Source organism: Reichenbachiella sp., from assembly GCF_039941815.1.
Taxonomy (GTDB): domain Bacteria; phylum Bacteroidota; class Bacteroidia; order Cytophagales; family Cyclobacteriaceae; genus Reichenbachiella.
This window is the reverse complement of sequence record NZ_JBDVDW010000011.1, coordinates 44023-62302: the sequence shown is the minus strand read 5'-3', so window position 1 is coordinate 62302 and position 18280 is coordinate 44023. Positions and strand designations below refer to the sequence as shown.

The 18280-nt window shown below is 38.9% G+C and carries 14 protein-coding genes; 6 read left to right on the top strand and 8 right to left on the bottom strand.

The window, feature by feature from the left end; translation table 11 throughout:
* Positions 1–10 precede the first annotated feature (10 nt).
* Complete coding sequence (locus tag ABJF11_RS00825) at positions 11–607, top strand: hypothetical protein (protein ID WP_348117237.1); 597 nt, start codon at positions 11–13, stop codon at positions 605–607.
* A gap of 65 nt (positions 608–672) precedes the next feature.
* On the opposite strand, the gene ABJF11_RS00820 is transcribed toward ABJF11_RS00825, so the two are convergent.
* The 4 genes from ABJF11_RS00820 to ABJF11_RS00805 form a co-directional block, all read right to left on the bottom strand.
* A complete protein-coding gene (locus ABJF11_RS00820) occupies positions 673–1581 on the bottom strand; it encodes a glycosyltransferase (RefSeq protein WP_348117236.1) in 909 nt (302 codons plus the stop codon).
* A complete protein-coding gene (locus tag ABJF11_RS00815) occupies positions 1562–2386 on the bottom strand; it encodes a glycosyltransferase (RefSeq protein WP_348117235.1) in 825 nt (274 codons plus the stop codon). The genes ABJF11_RS00820 and ABJF11_RS00815 overlap by 20 nt, the downstream gene beginning before the upstream one ends.
* A 189-nt stretch (positions 2387–2575) precedes the next feature.
* Positions 2576–3598 carry a hypothetical protein gene (locus ABJF11_RS00810; RefSeq protein WP_348117234.1) on the bottom strand — a complete coding sequence of 341 codons (1023 nt, stop codon included), beginning with the start codon at positions 3596–3598 and terminating at the stop codon, positions 2576–2578.
* A 3-nt stretch (positions 3599–3601) separates the two neighbouring features.
* The gene (locus ABJF11_RS00805) at positions 3602–4927 is read right to left on the bottom strand and encodes an MBOAT family O-acyltransferase (RefSeq protein WP_348117233.1); all 1326 of its coding nucleotides are present in this window, start codon (positions 4925–4927) and stop codon (positions 3602–3604) included.
* 226 nt (positions 4928–5153) lie between these two features.
* Here ABJF11_RS00805 and ABJF11_RS00800 point away from each other — a divergent pair, with 226 nt between their 5' ends.
* The 4 genes from ABJF11_RS00800 to ABJF11_RS00785 are packed head-to-tail and all read left to right on the top strand — an operon-like array spanning position 5154 to position 10720.
* A complete protein-coding gene (locus ABJF11_RS00800; protein WP_348117231.1) occupies positions 5154–8336 on the top strand; it encodes an FG-GAP-like repeat-containing protein in 3183 nt (1060 codons plus the stop codon).
* Positions 8326–9219 (top strand): sulfotransferase, encoded by an 894-nt coding sequence (locus ABJF11_RS00795; RefSeq protein ID WP_348117230.1) that lies wholly within the window; start codon positions 8326–8328, stop codon positions 9217–9219. Before ABJF11_RS00800 ends, ABJF11_RS00795 begins: the two co-directional genes overlap by 11 nt.
* Positions 9209–9955, top strand: a complete 747-nt coding sequence (locus ABJF11_RS00790) for a sulfotransferase (protein WP_348117229.1) — start codon at positions 9209–9211, stop codon at positions 9953–9955. Before ABJF11_RS00795 ends, ABJF11_RS00790 begins: the two co-directional genes overlap by 11 nt.
* 45 nt (positions 9956–10000) lie before the next feature.
* Positions 10001–10720: a sulfotransferase family 2 domain-containing protein gene (locus ABJF11_RS00785; RefSeq protein WP_348117228.1), complete on the top strand. Its 720-nt coding sequence runs from the start codon at positions 10001–10003 to the stop codon at positions 10718–10720.
* A 76-nt stretch (positions 10721–10796) separates the two neighbouring features.
* Here ABJF11_RS00785 and ABJF11_RS00780 read toward each other — a convergent pair whose 3' ends face one another.
* Positions 10797–12308, bottom strand: a complete 1512-nt coding sequence (locus tag ABJF11_RS00780; protein ID WP_348117226.1) for a hypothetical protein — start codon at positions 12306–12308, stop codon at positions 10797–10799.
* 118 nt (positions 12309–12426) lie between these two features.
* On the opposite strand from ABJF11_RS00780, the gene ABJF11_RS00775 reads away from it, so the two are divergent.
* On the top strand, positions 12427–13677 hold the full coding sequence (locus ABJF11_RS00775; RefSeq protein ID WP_348117225.1) for a DEAD/DEAH box helicase: 1251 nt from the start codon (positions 12427–12429) through the stop codon (positions 13675–13677).
* Between the two features lies 1 nt (position 13678).
* Here ABJF11_RS00775 and ABJF11_RS00770 read toward each other — a convergent pair whose 3' ends face one another.
* The 3 genes from ABJF11_RS00770 to gndA all read right to left on the bottom strand — a co-directional run bounded on the left by ABJF11_RS00770 (position 13679) and on the right by gndA (position 18111).
* Positions 13679–14581: a hypothetical protein gene (locus ABJF11_RS00770; RefSeq protein ID WP_348117223.1), complete on the bottom strand. Its 903-nt coding sequence runs from the start codon at positions 14579–14581 to the stop codon at positions 13679–13681.
* A 309-nt stretch (positions 14582–14890) separates the two neighbouring features.
* Positions 14891–16234, bottom strand: a complete 1344-nt coding sequence (locus ABJF11_RS00765) for a gluconate:H+ symporter (RefSeq protein WP_348117222.1) — start codon at positions 16232–16234, stop codon at positions 14891–14893.
* On the bottom strand, positions 16219–18111 hold the full coding sequence (gene gndA / locus ABJF11_RS00760) for an NADP-dependent phosphogluconate dehydrogenase (RefSeq protein WP_348117221.1): 1893 nt from the start codon (positions 18109–18111) through the stop codon (positions 16219–16221). Before gndA ends, ABJF11_RS00765 begins: the two co-directional genes overlap by 16 nt.
* Positions 18112–18280 lie beyond the last annotated feature (169 nt).

Genomic DNA, 18280 nt, shown 5'->3' with positions numbered 1-18280 from the left:
AGCCAGTATCATGCAGCTTTCAATTTTAAGAAAAACATTATTATCCATTGCGCTCTTTGTCTTTAGTTTGGTACCAGCCAAATCTCAAGACAACATTCAAGAGCAGTTCAACGATTTCTATGAAAATCAAACCTCCTCATGGCAGGAGTACAAGTTGGTAAAAGTGCCACGTCTGAAAAATTTCTGGAACATGGTAGCCGATACCATCAAAGTAAAAGAGGGTAAAATTGCTTCTGCAAGAGCAGAGGTGAGTACGCTCACCAGCCGACTTGCACAAATAAATGCTGAATTAGAAGAAACCAAGTCTGCATTAGCCTCGAGCGAAGAGCTCAATGATTCTATTTCTTTTATGGGGATACTTATGAGCAAGGCGACATACAATACCATGGTTTGGTTGATCATAGCCGGTTTGGTGGCTGGGATAGCAAGTCTTTACTTGTTGTATTTACGCAACAGTCGAGTGACCAAAGAAGCCAGAATTAACCTGGCGAAAACTGAAGAAGAGTATACAGCTCATCAAGAGCGATCCAGAGAAAACCAAACAAAACTTAAGAGAGAGTTGCAAACCGCGCTCAATACTCTTCAAGAGCATCGTATCAAAATTTAATTCTGACGGACAGACATTCACCAGTGTTAGCCTCATCCGGTATTTTGGATGGGGCTTTTTTATGGTTACGGGATCCAAAGATTGTAGCGATAAGAAATTTTGTTTTTAATGCTTTTCAAATATTGCCAAATATTGGGATAGGTAAAGAAAAACCGAAACATCAGTAGTTGAAAATTCTTCAATAAGTTGTGATTGACGTTCCAATTGTTTTCTGAATCAAGTGAGATGACATTATTAGTGATTAATAATTGCCCATAGGTACTCTCTTTTTTAAATTTAGATTTATCAATATTGTAGCTGCGCCAGAGTTCATGACACCAGTGAAAGGAGTGGATGTTGGCTGGAAGATTTAGGTTGTAATTTCTATAAAGATCTACGTATACAAAACTGTCATGATTGATAAACCCATTGAGTGCATATTTTTCAAGATTCAGTTTTTTTACGTTCTCTATTAAAATTGAAATGGGCCTGCCCCAATCATCATTATTTTCATCAATTACTTGAATTGACTCGGTATAACAATCTAGCATCAATTGGCTTTTCTTAAGTGCTTTTAAGATTTTTCCGGTCACCATAAAGCTGTGATCAGTTGGAAACATATAGGGCTGATCAATATTGAAGGGTTTAATACATGTAACATCCATGTCTACCCACCAACCGCCTATATCATACAATAATTTGTATCTAAAAATATCTGAAAATCCTGCCACACTGCCTTTACCAAGACCGCAGGTAGTGGGATTCTGATATCGAAATATGTCATTTTTCGGAATAATGTCATTTGCATTTTTTAGAAGTGCTCCATCTGGCAGTTGGTTTTCTAATTCTTCATACACCCATAGGTGAAACTCATGCCCATTGTTAATGAAAGAATGAATGGTCAGTAATTCTAAATTACTCAACTCATTACCAATCCAAAGACCATTGATAACCTTGTTTTTTATTGAGGGTTCGTTAACGTCTTGCAAATCCACGTTTTCTGTTATGAATAAAATCGAATATCAGGTCAGGACTGCTTGGCTCCACTTTCATTAAAAATATACGTTTTTTGATGAATTTCTTAACTCCTTTTAATAAATAATAATATTTTGGATAATGCCATAATAGTAAATGAATGTGTTGTAATGGGTTATATGCTTTGATGTTATTCATCCAAAGTTGCCACCAATTAAAATCTGTCTCAACAACACCAAATTCTTGTAAAAAACTACCATAAGTTGATTCTATCCTGAAATGATTTTTGTTTTTATTCTTGCTTCGCCACTCTTCATTCATCCAATGGATGAAATACGCATCGGCTGGAATGGTTAATTTAAAATTTAGAAGGATTTGTATTAACCCGTGATGATCTGGGAGGCAAATATTAGGCAGTATGTAATGTTCTAGCTTTTGAGCTTTAATATTAGCATTTAATATTTCTATTGGCTTCAGCCAATTTTTGTTTCCAGCATTGACATCTCTAACCGCCTGCTTATAACAGTCCAACATTAATTGACTTCCTGCCGGGCATTTCATGATATTACCTACTACTGGAAGAGTGGTGTGGGTCCTAAAGACAAATGGGGCCTCAAAGTCTAATGGGCGCAAGCAAGTGATATCCATATCAGTCCACCATCCACCCATTTCATACAGTAGTTTGTATCTGAATATATCCGAAAAACCCGCAACGCTCCCTTGGCCATGTCCGAATTGATTAGAATGATTGTAGCTAAATATGTCTTCTGCCCGAATGATTTTATTGGCGTCATTTATGACCGTGCCATTAGGAAGTGGTGTCAAAATCTCATCATAGACCCACAAGTGAAACTCATGCCCATGTTGCTGAAATGATCGAATAGTCAAGAGCTCAAGAGTGGAAAGTTGCGAGCCTATCCAGAGCCCATGAACTATCGTTTTATGCTGACTTGAGCTTGAGTTTTGTGCCTCATTGGTTGTATCGGAACTTTGACCGGAGATCATGCCTTCTTATTAATTCAAATTTTCAATTGGGTGAAGTGAAACTAAAGAATCAAATTCTTTGGCCAAGGTTTTAGTATATAAAATTGCTCCTTTTTCGTTGTAATGTCCTCTATCCCAGTAATATTCTTTTGAGTACAATTCGGGAAATTTTATACTATTTCCGAGGTCTATTTTATGGTGTGGACTAATAGCATTGTACAATTCCCGAAGTTCTTTATGATCAAATTCTGTTCTGGTGCCAAGTAAGAATATCAGCCTAATACCCCGATCATTGGATAGTTCAATAAGATCATTAATCTTATCCAGGTGAGTTTGATTGATATGATCTATGGAGTCATGCAAGGGTGTGTTGATGGCTTTCTTTTGTGCCAATTCAAGACTGTCCAAGTTGTGGCGTCTTGCCAGAAGTTTGTTGTTTCCAGATCGAATATATTGTTGGTCTATAGACATGAACCCTCTCTGATATAGACCATCAATATCTGATGAGTATTTCATGTTCAGAGGGTATTCACTGAGAAAGCCATAGTTCATCAATCCACGGAAGTATTCCAAGCCCAATTGTGTGAAGAATTCTCGTTTGTAATATGACATTTCCGAATCTAAAATTGCTTTTCCGGAAAAGAACACAGCGTCAGCATCAAGAAAATGACAGGCCTCCTGCTTTTTGGATACAGTTACTCTTTCCATTTCGATTATTATGAATTTGAGGTCTTCTGCAGGATGGTTTAGAATTTCTTCTAAAAGGTAGTAGCTGTGAGGAGGTGTCAGTAAGGACACACCCAAGTTGTAGCTATCCAGAGTTCTGTTCTCATTCAAACTTGTGTCAAATACATACGGAATAATGTGATGTTTAACTCTACTTGATCCCAAAAAAAGAACCTCAGATTCAGAATGATTATTCAAATAATCTGCATGCTTCTTTATGAATTCTGAATCGCTGTTGGCAAATGGGACTGGGACAATTATTTCTAACAGAAAATTGAAAGCTAAAACAAGTAATATGAGCGCTATTATCTTATAAATTATTCTCATATTTTAAAATTGAAAATAAACAAATTCCTGCTCTCCAGTGATCCCGAAGTTGACACAAATACCAATTAATAGAATATATACTAACCACCTAATGAGTAATTTTTTTTGTGAAAGAAATTGACCTAAAGTCTCTTCTCCTAAAAGCCGCTCTGTAGAAAATAACAAAAGAATAGACGGAATCAGAATTATATTGTGCCAAATACCTGTCTTACTGTACTGCTCCAGAGATAAGAAGTTTGCAGACCATAAGTTTTGAATCATAACTATCGTATCATAAATAGACTCCGCTCGAAAAAATAATCCAGATATCGAGAATAGCAGGAAAGTGATAGCTATTTGCATAGCCTTGTGAATATTTGGAATCTTATCCAGACCAATGAAATTTGCTATACGAACCCTAAATGAATACGTCATTTTTTCTAGAACTATATAAGCCCCATTGACCAAACCAAAGCTGACTACATTCCAATCCGCTCCATGCCATAGACCGCTGAGGGCAAACACGATCAGAATATTTCTATAACCAAACGCTCGAGACCCCCTACTTCCACCCAACGGTATGTAGACATAAGACTTGAACCAATCCATAAGTGTAATATGCCATTTGCTCCAAAGTTCACCTATGCTCTTTGAGAAAAATGAATTTTTGAAATTCAAGCTGAGTCGAATTCCAATTATACGAGCCGTACCAATGGCTATGTCACTATATCCAGAAAAATCGCAGTATACTTGAATCATAAACAGCATAGCAGCCAATGCGATTGCTACTCCATGAAAATCATGCGGGTGTGCATAGATAGGCTCAATTACTAAGGCAATCCTATCCGCAATGACGATTTTCTTGAATACACCCCATGCAATCAGAATCATGCCTTCTCTAGCATTCTCATATTCAAAAACAATCTTCCTTTTCAACTGGGGAATTAGATTTTTCGCTTTCTCAATAGGGCCTGCGATCAATTGAGGAAAAAAAGAGACATACAAAGCAAAATATCCCAAATGCCTCTCAGGCTTGAGCTCACCTCGATAAATATCTATTGTGTAGCTGAGCGTTTGAAAGGTGTAAAATGATATACCTATAGGAAGAATCAAATTCAGCTGTGTTGGAGAATCAGACACCCCTGGCCACCCAATCAAGAGGTGGATGTTTTCTAGAATAAAGTCAGTGTATTTGAAGAAAAATAGTAAGCCAAGATTAATGCATAGGCTAAGAAGAAGAAATTTCTTTTTTCGCGAGTGGTCTCTCGATTGGTAGATTTGAAGCCCTGCATAATAATCCACCAATGTAGAGGCAATGATTAGTAGAACATATTCTACCTTCCAATACATATAGAAAAAATAGCTTGCTAGAAGTAATAGAATCCATCGCCTTTTGTGGGGGATCAAATAAAATAAGGCAATGACAAATGGGAAAAAGAGGAAATATTCAATAGAGTTAAAAAGCATTAGTCAATGTTGTATAATTTCCTCGCGATTATATAATTTACATGCTTATTCCAACCGGCATTCTAAGCGAAATAAAAGCAACTAACAAGTTTTAAAGGCAATTTTTAAGATGATTTTCGACTTCCGCCGAAACAAAAAAATATACACTTCATTATTCATTCTTGTCTTAATCGCTGGCATTTTTTGGTCTGGATCCAGGTATCCTCAGCTCAATGAAAAAGCTCTAATGGGAGGAGAAGCGCCTACCTCTGGGCTAAGCTTTGATATGCCCTTTAGCATAGAAGGAACAGATTCCAATTTGGTGAGAATCCTCTACAATACATTGAACTGGATTGATACCAATAAGAAGGGAATGGCGTTTGGGATTCTTTTTGCCTCTGCATTAATGCTGATATTTTCACTTATCGATCAATCCAAGGTCAAAAGCAGAATGGGGAATTCAATTTTGGGTTTATTGATTGGGGCTCCTCTTGGAGTTTGTACTAACTGTGCGGCACCCATCGCTAAGGGTTTGTTTGATGCTGGAGGAAGACGAGAAACCGCTTTGGCAACAATGACAAGTTCGCCCACTCTCAATCTTGTTGTTCTGGGTATGCTATTTTCACTATTCCCATTGTATATGGTGGTGATAAAGATTGTTTTTAGCCTTGTATTTATAATTTTCGGTATTCCACTGCTTACTTATTTTATCAAACCTAACGAGTCGGCAGAATTGGATTGTCCCATTGAGAAGCCTGCAGCCTTCAACAACAACCTGTTTGAAGAACATCAAGTATTGGATAGTCATGAATCATGGTTATCCGCCGGCTTATGGTCACTTAGAAATTTCGTCAAGTCACTATGGCATATTGTAAAAACAACCGTACCATTGATGCTATTGGCAGGTTTTCTCGGAAGCGTTTTTATTACTATTATCCCTTGGGATAAGTTTTATACCTTGTTTCCAATTGGTGGAGTGATTACCACACTTTCAATAATGGTTATCCTGGCAATAATCGGAACCTTTCTTCCCGTCCCAATTGCGTTTGATGTCATAATAGTCGCAGTATTGCTTAACGGTGGTTTTCCAATTACTTATGCAATGGTTTTACTATTTACACTTGGTATATACAGCGTGTATTCTTTTTTTATAACCAGACAAACCATGGGACTAAAATTGGCACTTGGTGCATACTCCATGATTGCCATATTGGGTATATGCGCAGGGGTAGTAAGCCATAAGCTGAAGATTCAGAACGATAAAGAATTGATGTTGGCTTTTCAAAACTTTAGAGTTGGAGACTCTCGACCGTTTCAAATGACATTCCAGGCTTCAGTAGAAACAAAAAATAATAATGAGACAAAAGCGGTTGTTTCAAACTATTCCGCAGCTGAACAAACCCCATTAGGGGGCGACCTGTCGATTATTCAGCATCCATTTATTAAGAAAGACCAATTGTCGTCTGAAACACTCTTTCAAACCATAGAAGGAAGAGAGATGGGCTTTGAAAACACATACCATATTCAATCAAGAAAACTGCTTGAGCCATTTGTACATGGAAATGCAATATCCAGCGGAGATTTCAACAAGGATGGCTGGCAAGATGTAGCGTTTACCTCAGACATGAAAGTAGCCTTATATAGCAATATGCAAGGCTCGCATTTCAAAAATGAATATTTGAATATCTTCGAAGACTTCAATGTGTACGAAGTGGCCTTGATTGATTTGAATAATGATACCTGGCTCGATCTTGTGGTGACAACCTATAACGAGGGCAACTATGTAGCGTATAACGAGCAGGGTACCTATTCGTCTCAAAGGATCAAGAAATTACCGCAGCCAGAAGGAATGGTACTGACTACCGCTATAGCTTTTGCTGATGTAGATAGAGATGGTGATCTCGATATATACTTAGGCAACTGGTCGTCTGGTTGGTTTACAAAATTTGTTCTACCGACGAAAAACACCACTCATTTATACTCAAAGAATTATTTATTGATCAATGAAGAAGGAGAATTTAAAGGACAGTTTCTTTCTCACAGTATTGAAGGAGAGACTTTATCTTCCTTAATGACAGATATCGACAACGATGGCCATGTGGATATTGTCTCCGGGAATGACTTTGAGGTCTCGGATCAATACTTCCTTGGCAATGGTAAGGGTCAGTTTAAGCCCGTCAAGAAAAATGAAAAAATTGTTCCGGAGACAACGTTCAGTACTATGAATGTATCTCTGTCTGATGTAAATAACGATTTGATTCCGGAAATTTTTTTGAGTGCCTCCTTTTCCAGGGACAATTATTTAACGCAGACTAAAGAGGAAATTTGTTCTTGCATGACCGACGATGAGGAGAGAGATTTTTGCATGGAATATATTCAAATACAACAATTATTGCATAATGTTAGATTCAAAGGAGATTTTCGTGAATGCCCGGATTCTCTCTTAGCTGATTGTATCGCATACAAATTAGTATTTGAAGATGGTAAAGCTTCTGAAAACGAAACTTTACACGAGGAGAGATGTGATTTTATACCAGACTTATGGGATGATCATAATCTAATCTGTAATATTTCAGCTAAGGATTATTTGTCTGTTCCCACAGAGGAAAATTGGAACCTTCAGATAGATCAGGTTAAAGGAAGCGTACTATTGACTCATCAACAGAATGGAGAATTTATTAACCAAGTGGAGGACTACGGGCTCAAGGATGTAGGATGGTCTTGGAATGCGAAGTTCATGGACATGGATAATGATGGATGGCAGGATTTGTTTGTAGCCAATGGCTTTTTATGGAAAAAAAGCCAGGAGTCTAATTTCTTTTTTAAAAATATCGAGGGATCTCATTTTGAGAATATTACTGAGCGCGCGGGAGTTACGAATTATTTACCGAGTCATGCTTATACCTATCTGGATTTTGATAATGATGGAGATCAAGATATACTTATGATCCCCGCTTTCGGTCCTCTTTTTCTTTATGAAAATAGGAACCCCTCTGGGCAGTCTATTCAATTTAAAGTCGAAGACGAAATCGGAAACTATTCAGGTATAGGAAGTAGAATTACTATTCACTATGGGCCAAATGGTGAAGAACATCAAATGCGGGAGATTATGGCTAGCGGAGGGTTTAAATCCTTCGATACGCAGGAAGTTCACTTTGGATTGGGTGACTATAAGAAAATTCAAAGAATTGAAATACATTGGTCTACCGGAGAAAAGGACAAGTTTGATATTGAATTGAACGCCGGGTTCAAATACACAATCAAAAGAAGCAACCAAAAAGGGATAGTTTCTAACATAGCATATGGTACCTGATTTCTTATGTATTGGAGCTCAAAAAGCAGGTACAAGTTGGCTGCAGTATCATTTACGAGAGCATCCACAAATTTGGCTGCCACCATTCAAGGAGATTCATTATTTCGATGACTTGGATCGAAGTTCTCACTTAAGAAACCTGATCCTTAGACGAGGTCAATACCTTCGAAGTTTGCATAAATTAGGACAGATTCCATTAGAAAGAGGCCTAATTCGTGACCTGTTTTGGTTTATGAAATACTTTGTCATGCCCAGAACAAATCGGTGGTATCAATCATTGTTTCAACCTAAAGCGGGGCAAATAGCAGGAGAACTTACTCCGGCCTATGCGCGACTAACTCCTGAGTTGATTAGTGAAGTTTATAAATTCAACCCCGAACTCAAACTCATATACGTTCTTCGCAACCCAATTGACCGAACCATCTCTCAATTAAAGATGCAAATGAGCCGAAAATCTGTATTTGATGAGGATAGGGATTTGCCTGATAAAGAAAGGTTGGAAGCGTATATGAAAATACCTCAGTTATTTGCTAACGGTGATTATTTGACAAATTTGAGCAATTGGCAAACAGTATTTCCTGAAAACCAGATATTGGTTTTGTTTTTTGAAGAAATGAGTGCTTCGCCTACTGAATACCTTAAGAAGATTCTCGATTTTTTGGAAGTCAATTCATCATTTCGATTTGATGGATCTGATCTATCGACAAAAATGAATGGTTATGATTATTTAATACCGGATGAAGTTGTGCGCAGAGTCAATATTCACTGGCATGATAAGATTATTGAAATGCATACACAATTCAATAATAAGTACACCGCACAATGGTTAGAGGACGTAAATATGTCCCTTGCTAATACCAGTCAAAATAATAATGAAAGATAAAAGCAAGTTTATCATACTGGCGTTGCCCAGAACCGGATCGACACATCTGGTCGAATTGCTGGACTCTCATCCAGAGATCTCTTGCTTTAGAGAAATCTTCAAACCTCATCCAAATGGTACTAATGTTTTTGCGCCAGAGACCTATCAATACTATTTGCACCAATCGTGGAAGAGACTAGTGAGAAGTAAAGTGGGAGGCCAATCTTCCATTCGCAATTACCTAGATTCATTGACTCTGAAAGTATCAGGTTCATTTGGATTCAAAATAATGGCAAGACATCTGGAAGCTAATCGTCACCTTAGAAAGTATTTGCGACATCAAAAATACAAAGTGATCTTACTTCGGAGGAAAAATCTATTAAAGCAAGTGGTGTCTCTGAAGCACTCGATGACTTACGATATTTGGAATTCTGAAAATGAACTTGAAGCTAATCGGATCAGGTTAGAAAAGGAAGATCTACTTTGGCACCTGAAGGACTTTACTCAGTATAGCCAAAAAATGATTAATTACTTTCCGGAAGCAAAATGTCTGGAAGTTTATTATGAAGACATAGTTGGTTTCAAGAAAAATGATGTCTTAGTGCAAATTTGTGAATTTTTGGGCGTTGATTCAGATCAAGAATTAAGCAGTGCTTTGCAGAAGATTCTTGGAGAAAGCATTGAACAATCCGTGGTCAATTATGGTGAAGTATGCGAGTATCTGGCCAATACTGAATATGAGAAATTTCTGGACTAAGCAGCATAGAGGAAAGAATAATTCATTACGCTCAGTAAGTGAACTATGAATAAACTAAGCAGAATTTTGCATAGCATCACTCAAAAGAATTTGTTTCAGAAGCAAATAGATTCTAAGAAGACCCCCTTGCACTTTCTGCACATTGGCAAGACTGGTGGGTCAGCGATCAAATATGCCTTGCAAGAACCAGGTCTGTCAAATACATACGATATTATTCTCCATAACCATGAAATCGCACTTAGTGATATTCCGTTAGGAGAGAAATTCTTTTTCTCAGTAAGAAATCCAATTGACCGTTTTGTGAGTGGTTTTTATTCGAGGCTCAGACAAGGCAGCCCAAAATACAAATCTCCATGGTCAGCCGATGAAAAGAAGGCCTTCAATTTGTTTTCAATCCCAAATGAGCTGGCAGAAGCATTGAGCCATGCCGATACGGATTTAAAGTCTGAAGCCCAAATGGCTATGAAAGCAATTGGACATGTAAATAGCTCATACTGGCAATGGTTTAAAGAAGAGGCCTACTTTATGAGCAGAAGGGAAGATGTTTTTTTTGTGTGCCATCAGAACAATTTAACCAAAGACTTCCATGAGTTTAAGAAGTTGCTGGATCTAAAAAAGGACATAGCGTTACCGGAGTTGGATTCTATCCACGCACATAGTAATCCCGCCGGACTTGATTGTTTTTTATCAGATCAGGCACGACGAAATCTTTCAGAATGGTACAAAATGGACTTACGGTTTTGTGAATTGGTCGATGGTTACTAAGTTATTTTTGGATGGGGCTTTTTTTGTATTTGAGGTTGACCAATTCATTATCACATTATCAAAACTGGCATTTAGTCTATAATTTTTCTCTCCCATCATCATCGATGTATTCAGATTCAAATTTTTTCAGATAAAGATTTTTGTTCTTTTTGTTATAATAAGCCAAAACATAATAGTCTTTAACGTTCATGATTTTGTAAAAAGGAATTACCCTCCCAAAGGATACATTCAACCTTTCATTTTCTTCCTCCATAAAATCTATCATGTCGAAAAAAACACCTTTTTCTTTAAAATTACCATGTACATGTTTGAATTTCTTATCGAATTGCGATTTGAAATAGATGACCTGCTTGGGGCTTGCTACAACATTTGCTGATAGGGAGACGAATACGGCTCCTGCTAGGCCTCCTATTCCTGGAAATGAACCCAGTATTTCTTCTTTAAATGCACCTGTGGTAACCGTAATCGTATCTCTATAAACAGTTGCATACAAACTAAGTGTTGATTCATAAAAACTGTAAAAGGCAGATTTTGTATCAATGACATTACTTTTAGCTCTGTCATACATCGAAGCGTCAGAGGACTCAACAATTGGAGTGTTTCTAAACAGTATTTCACTTCCATTGTTGGTCTTATAAGAGGTCATGGAGTCGGTTTCCATGTTATGTTTAGTGAGCATCATTCCATTCGTACAAACTTTTGCCTGGTAAAGAGAATTCATGAAAATATAAGAGTTTGTCTGATATTTATTGTCTCTACCATATTTCCCGCAATAGAGATTGTCATATTTGTAGAGCTTGACTCCACTTTTATAATTATTCAAGTTAAATGAGATAACCTTGGTTTCATCGGTCTCTGTATCCAATGAAAGATAGAGGTAATCGTTTTCAACATAGACCTTATTTTTCGGGCTTGAATTAGCTAGTGACGGTTGCAATTTTTTATTTATGAAACGAGGTTCATTTTTCGATCCTCTCCTAATTAAGATTTCAAAAAGAGTTACATTATTGCCTGACTTTGAAAAATTTATGTGGTCTAAAAATATATTTTGAATTGTATAGGAGGAATCGTTTTCAAATATCGTGACCTTAAGTTGTGAGGTTTTTTTCTTGACTGAAACTACATAGAACTTATTCTTGTATCCAGAAGCGTGTAGAACATAGTCATCATCATTTAAGTACTTAATTTCTTTCTGAACTGATTTAAAGGTTGAAAAATCTAAAGTCATCACTAGAAGACTAGATTCTTGAGAGCTTCTAATGTTTGATTCATACGCGGGATCTAAGAAGAAAAGAGTTAATTTTTTCTGGTTCAGAATTCCACCCATAAGATTCTCATAGGGATACTTTTCTTTAGGAAACTTTACATTATCGATGGACTGAATATTATCATTCATCAAATGCGCGTAGACAGTATCTTTTCCTATCATTAAATAAGCCCAGTTTGGTCCATTTAAACCTTCTATTATTTGCGTATCGTAGATTTTGTGAACACTTAATGAATCTGCAATTGAAGCCTTTTGGTCATTTTGACCAAAAGCATGTAGGCTGTAAATAATTAATAATATAAGTGATAATTTGAATTTCATGTTGTTAACATTTGTGTTCGCGCAAATCTATTGTTTAAGTCAGTTATTAAGAAATTTCATCAGTCATGTTGGTAAATATATTGACTTGCCCAACTTGATAATGCCTAACTTTGCCCTAATGAAGTACGAAGACTATCACATCAGCGACGAGTTAAAAAAGAATCTGGATACGCAGGGATTCAAAAGACCAACAGATATTCAGTTCAAATCCATTCCAGCCATACTGAAAGGCGAGGATGTGTTGGCCATAGCCCAAACCGGTACAGGTAAGACAGCAGCATTCGCCATACCCGTGATAGATCGACTTCAACGTGCGAAAAAAACCGGTAGAGGTGATGCCATTAGATGCGTTGTGATGGTTCCGACAAGAGAATTGGCCATTCAGATTACCAGATCATTTGAAGAATTGGGCAAGGGTACCAAGGTGCGTACCATGAGTATTTTTGGAGGAGTGGATCAAGACCCTCAAATAGCCAAGCTGGCCAAAGGAGTGGATGTAATTGTGACCACTCCCGGCCGAATGTTTGACCTGGTTAGTCAGGGCCATATTTTATTGGATAAAGTGGAGACTGTGGTACTGGATGAAGCTGATCACATGCTCAATCTTGGTTTTATCAAAGACATAAAAGATCTGGTGAAATTTCTACCGAAGAAAAGACAGACACTATTCTTTTCAGCTACTATCGATGACACCATCAAGAAAATAGCGTATTCGCTCGTGCACAAACCCATCCGCATACAGGTATCTCCTAAGGACCCGGTTTCTAAAAATGTTGAGCACGGAGTTGCCTATATCAAAATGGACGACAAGAGATTTTTTCTTGAGCGACTGATCAATGAAAACCCTGATAAGAAAATATTGATTTTTGTGCGGACTAAAGTTCGAGCAGAAAGAGTGCTGGCTGCTATGCAAAGAGTGAAAATTGAGACTCAGACCATTCATGGAGACAAGGATCAAAGCGAGCGTAATCAAGTCATGAGTGCTTTTCGTTCTGGAAAAAACAAAATTTTGATTGCCACTGACGTGAGTGCCAGGGGTATCGATATCCCGAATGTCGACTTTGTGGTGAACTATGATCTGCCAGACGAACCCGAAAACTATGTGCACCGCGTCGGACGTACGGGTAGAGGTAAGCAAAAAGGGCAAGCCATTTCGTTTTGTAGCCCAGAAGAACGACCACTGCAGTCAGCTATTGAAAAATATACTCAAACACCTATCCAGGTAATGGATATTGAGTGGAACGCTTATCAGGACACTTTAGATTTTACCGAAGACACCACTGACAATTGGAAGCAGCTGATCAATGAAGCTGAAGCCAATCCCATAAAACCGTCGAAAGGAAAAAAACCAAAAAAGAAAAAGCGTTAGTCTATTTCAACCTGATGGTATAATTAAACCATGGGAATGGAAAACCTTCGATTTCGCTATTAGACAGAAATCCAAAATCGAATGAAGATGACCTTCCAATATATCTGGCACCAAGTCCGTATATGCCAACATCACTATCGACTGATGGAATGTTGATATCGAGAAGCAAAGCAAACTTATTGCCTGTTCTATACACGGCTCCTATATTATACAAAGCCGCCTCAAAGGCTATATCATCTCCATCCGCGAAAACCGGAGTCGTATACCCAAAGGATATGTGCCGATCTCTACTGCCATATGCGGCAGAAAATGACATCAAGGAAGTGTTGTCGATGTCTTGATGGAAGATCTGTGCGTACTGTACGGAGACATTGATTTTTGGGGTGACTGGAAAGTTGAATTTTGGGATCAGATAAAACAATTGATTGTTGAATTCGACTCCGGGAAGAATCGATAAACCTCCACCCACGGAGAAGTACTTATTCAGTCCAAACCAGGCTGACATTAGAAATATCTCTGAATTTTGAAGGTTGATTTCTCCCTTTTCTAAGCCATAGGGAGTACTTGGAGCGATCAGATAGTGATTGGCACCCACCATATATCGTTCGCCATCATTTTCTTCCATTGGATTGTAAACGGTGAATGTGCTTACATTAGACAGAGGAAAATCCATTTGCCCAAGGTCGGCATTTGATAGGGTGAGGCTGTCCGAGCTTACCTTAACTACCTCACCAATGATTTTATTTCCACTTTTCGTAACTACTTTATAGAGGAATTTCTCGGTGGTACTGTCATTTTTGATTTTCACCTTGTCTGGGTCAATTCTTGTTTGAGCCGCAGATAGAAAGGAAATAAGACAAAATAGAGATATAAACAGTGCTGGTTTTGAGTAGGACAGTTTCATAGGATTGTGGTTGTTTCCTAATTTGACAAGACAATTGCAGCCATCCCCCAGAAGATAGAAAAATAAATGCGTCACAACCGATTGATAGAAGGGTCATGACGCAAATAAAATATAGGTAATTGATTGTTTGTGATTACTCTAATAGTGCCCAGCTAACTGATCCATTAAAATAATAGAAGGCCGAGAAGGCAAATATCATGGCCATATAGACCATGTCTTTTATTGATAATATTTTCATAGCTGTTGAATTTATTATTAAATATATAAAAAATCTAATAAAAATTTGCACTTATAGAGTAATATTTCAGGTTAAACGAAGTAGGCCAGGATCAATGTGAACACGAAGCCTGAAACGCCAAGTAGTGTTGTCATTACCGTCCATGATTTGAAAGTCTGCTTTACCGAAAGCCCCAAATACCGATTGATCAGCCAGAAACCACTGTCATTGACATGTGATAATACAGTAGCTCCAGAAGCAATTGCAATGACAAGTAAGGCTAGTTGAGCTGGAGAAAGCGAAGCGGAGGAAATTAAGGCCGCTGTCATTCCTGCCGATGTTATCATGGCGACGGTAGCCGATCCTTGTGCCACTCGCATCAAGGCCGCCATGATAAAAGCAAAAATAAAAGGAGAAGAAAGATTTTCTGCAAATGCATCAGCCAGCATTTTCCCAGCTCCAGTATCCATCAGTATTTGCTTGAATACTCCTCCAGCACCGGTCAGTAAGATAATTATTCCTGCAGGAGCGAGCGATTTTGTACTCATTTCGGCAAGCGACTCTTTTGTAAAACCACTTCTGATTCCTAAGAAATACCAAGCCATTAGATTGGCTATTATCAATGATGAAAAGGGGTGGCCAAAAAACTGAAGCCAACTTTTGATCAGCCCATCGTCAAGCCAGGTTTGGGAGAGTGTATTAAGTACAATCAGGACTATGGGTGTAGCAATAATAAAGAGCACAAGAAGGAGATTAGGTTTTAATTTTACCTCTTCCGCATTGTCTTTTAAAGGAGGGGCGGCAATAAACGTCTCCTTCGCCAACCTTTTGGCTAAAAGCGGTCCACTGATGATTACGGCTGGTAGTCCTACAATAAAACCAAACAAAATCACCATTCCCAGATCGGCACCCAGTATATCTGCCACCGCTACAGGTCCCGGAGTGGGAGGAATGAAGCTATGCGTAGCTGCCAAGCCTGCCAGAAGGGGTATGGCGAATAAGTACAAAGACTTGCCTGATTTTCTCTGTAAAGAGTAAATGAGAGGAATAAGTATGATAAATGCCACGTCGAAAAATACTGGGATAGCGATGACGAAGCCTGTCAACGTCATGGCCCATGGTGCTCTTTTCTCTCCCATTTTGGAAAGTAAGACTGTAGCCAAAGATCCTGCTGCACCCGAATGCTCTAAAATAGTCCCAAAAATAGCTCCCAACCCCACTACCGTGGCCACAAATCCTAAGGTATTGCCCATCCCGTTTTTCATGGAATCCATGATCGATACTGGTTCCATACCTGACATCAATCCCACAGCGATACTGGCAATGAGTAAAGCCAGAAAGGCTTGAATTTTGAAATAAAGAATCAAAAACAAGAGGATTGCGATCCCCACCAGTACAGCAGACAGGAGTTGAACGTCAATCATGAGGATATCCATTCAGTGTGAAATGATTCAGATTGAGGTTGATCTACTCTCTTGTAAGTATGCGCCCCGAAGTAGTCTCTCTGGGCCTGTAGTAGATTGGCTGATGAGCGGCCATTCACGTAGCCAAGAAAAAAGGATGCCGCCGATGAAAAAACCGGAGTAGGGTATCCATGGGCTAGCGCCTGACCCACTACCATCGCCAATTGGCTCTGTTGTAGCTTCAGAGTATCCACTATTTTGGGATGAAGCAGCAGGCGATTACACTTCCCAAAGTACGATACGGCATCACTCATCAATTCTGATCGAATGATGCAGCCGTTTGTCCATATTCTTGCAATTTCACTAAGATTTAGTGACCAGTTGTACTGATCTGAGGCTTCGTTGATCATATCAAATCCGATGGCATGGTTGATCACACGTGCCGCGTGATAAGCCTCCTCTAGCGCATTGATAAAATCGTCCGGATCAGTTTCGATTCTTTTTTTGATTTCGCCGTAGCTCTTGTTTGCTGATACCCTCAACGTCTTTTGTGCAGAAAGATTTCTGGCCATTACCGCATCAGCAATAGTATTCAGCGGAGAGCCTAATTTAATAGCAGCCTCGGTTGACCAGCCACCGGTGCCTTTTTGAGAAGCCGCATCCAGAATTTTATCCAACAGCAGCTCACCATCCTCCTGTTTTCTGAGGATATTGATAGTGATCTCTAGTAAGTAGCTGTCGTGTCCCTGATTCTTCCATGATTCCAGTGTTTCAGCGATGGAGTTAGGAGCCATGCTTAGCCCGTTTCTCATGAGCTCGTAGACTTCAGCCAATAATTGCATCTCTGCGTATTCTATTCCATTGTGCACCATTTTGACAAAATGCCCCGAACCTTCAGGACCAACATAAGCGCAACAAGGATTGCCGTTGATGTCCTTGGCGGCTATGCCATCTAATATTGGTGCTATTCGCCGATATGCAGATCTGCTTCCACCGGGCATAATAGAGGGCCCTTTACGTGCGCCTTCTTCGCCACCAGAGATACCAGCTCCGATAAAATTAATATCATGTTTGGCCAGGTGCTGATCACGACGGTTTGTGTCCAGATAATTGCTATTTCCGCCGTCTATTATGAGATCATCCTTTCCCAAAAGAGGGATCAGTTCATCTATTGTGATGTCTACTGCCGACCCAGCTTGTATCATCAGTAGGATATTGCGCGGTGTTGCGATAGAATCAACAAATGCCTTCAGCGCGTCATAGCCCTGAATCGAGAGATGTGATTGTGCGTTGGCAAAATCTGCAGCAATGTTTTCCTCCTTACCGGGAACATGCCTGTTATATACAGAAAGCCTTGTGCCATTACCAGCCATATTTATAGCTAAGTTTTGCCCCATGACTCCCATTCCAATTATTCCAAATGATGTTTTTTGATTCATCTTATTTAGTATTTCTTGTATTATTTCTTCTTGTGATTGATTTACTGAAATCTGGATAGCCAATGTCGGGTCTTCCAAATCTCTATACTGGCTTTTCAATAGCGAAGGATCAAAGAAGTGACTCGTTCTAGCTGCCAGTCTTCCTTTGATCAGCTCAAAATCACCCTTTAAGTGCACGAAGGTAATTTGATCCCCAGGAATGGTGGTGAGCAGCTTGCGATAGCTCTCCTTTAGTGCTGAGCAGGCCAGTACTCCGCCACCTTTAGCCTGCCATTTGATAATATTTGTACCTAACTTTTTTAGCCACGGCTGTCGGTCAAAGTCAGTCAATGCGACACCCTTGCTCAATTTATCTATGTTGCCTGGAGGATGAAAATCATCCGCATCATAGAAGGATAAATCAAGTCTATCTGCCAAAAGTTTCCCAATGGTAGATTTACCTGTCCCCGATACACCCATTAATATTATCACACTTCAAAGGTGCCTACATCTGAGATATTTTCGCCATGTCAATTATTTCAAATGAGAAGGTGAAATATTGCAAGGAGGGAATAAAAAGGTTAGCCCGTTATATTCACAAGAGTTCAGAAATATCGTTTGTAAACGATGAATGGACAAAAGAATTAACCAGGATTGTAAA

Bases quoted from the DNA above. Each gene is read 5' to 3' on its own strand.
- ABJF11_RS00785 (WP_348117228.1), top strand. From the start codon at position 10,001: ATGAATAAACTAAGCAGAATTTTGCATAGCATCACTCAAAAGAATTTG.
- ABJF11_RS00825 (WP_348117237.1), top strand. From the start codon at position 11: ATGCAGCTTTCAATTTTAAGAAAAACATTATTATCCATTGCGCTCTTT.
- ABJF11_RS00770 (WP_348117223.1), bottom strand. From the start codon at position 14,581: ATGAAACTGTCCTACTCAAAACCAGCACTGTTTATATCTCTATTTTGT.
- ABJF11_RS00800 (WP_348117231.1), top strand. From the start codon at position 5,154: ATGATTTTCGACTTCCGCCGAAACAAAAAAATATACACTTCATTATTC.
- ABJF11_RS00795 (WP_348117230.1), top strand. From the start codon at position 8,326: ATGGTACCTGATTTCTTATGTATTGGAGCTCAAAAAGCAGGTACAAGT.
- ABJF11_RS00765 (WP_348117222.1), bottom strand. From the start codon at position 16,234: ATGGATATCCTCATGATTGACGTTCAACTCCTGTCTGCTGTACTGGTG.
- ABJF11_RS00810 (WP_348117234.1), bottom strand. From the start codon at position 3,598: ATGAGAATAATTTATAAGATAATAGCGCTCATATTACTTGTTTTAGCT.
- ABJF11_RS00790 (WP_348117229.1), top strand. From the start codon at position 9,209: ATGAAAGATAAAAGCAAGTTTATCATACTGGCGTTGCCCAGAACCGGA.
- ABJF11_RS00775 (WP_348117225.1), top strand. From the start codon at position 12,427: ATGAAGTACGAAGACTATCACATCAGCGACGAGTTAAAAAAGAATCTG.
- ABJF11_RS00780 (WP_348117226.1), bottom strand. From the start codon at position 12,308: ATGAAATTCAAATTATCACTTATATTATTAATTATTTACAGCCTACAT.
- ABJF11_RS00805 (WP_348117233.1), bottom strand. From the start codon at position 4,927: ATGTATTGGAAGGTAGAATATGTTCTACTAATCATTGCCTCTACATTG.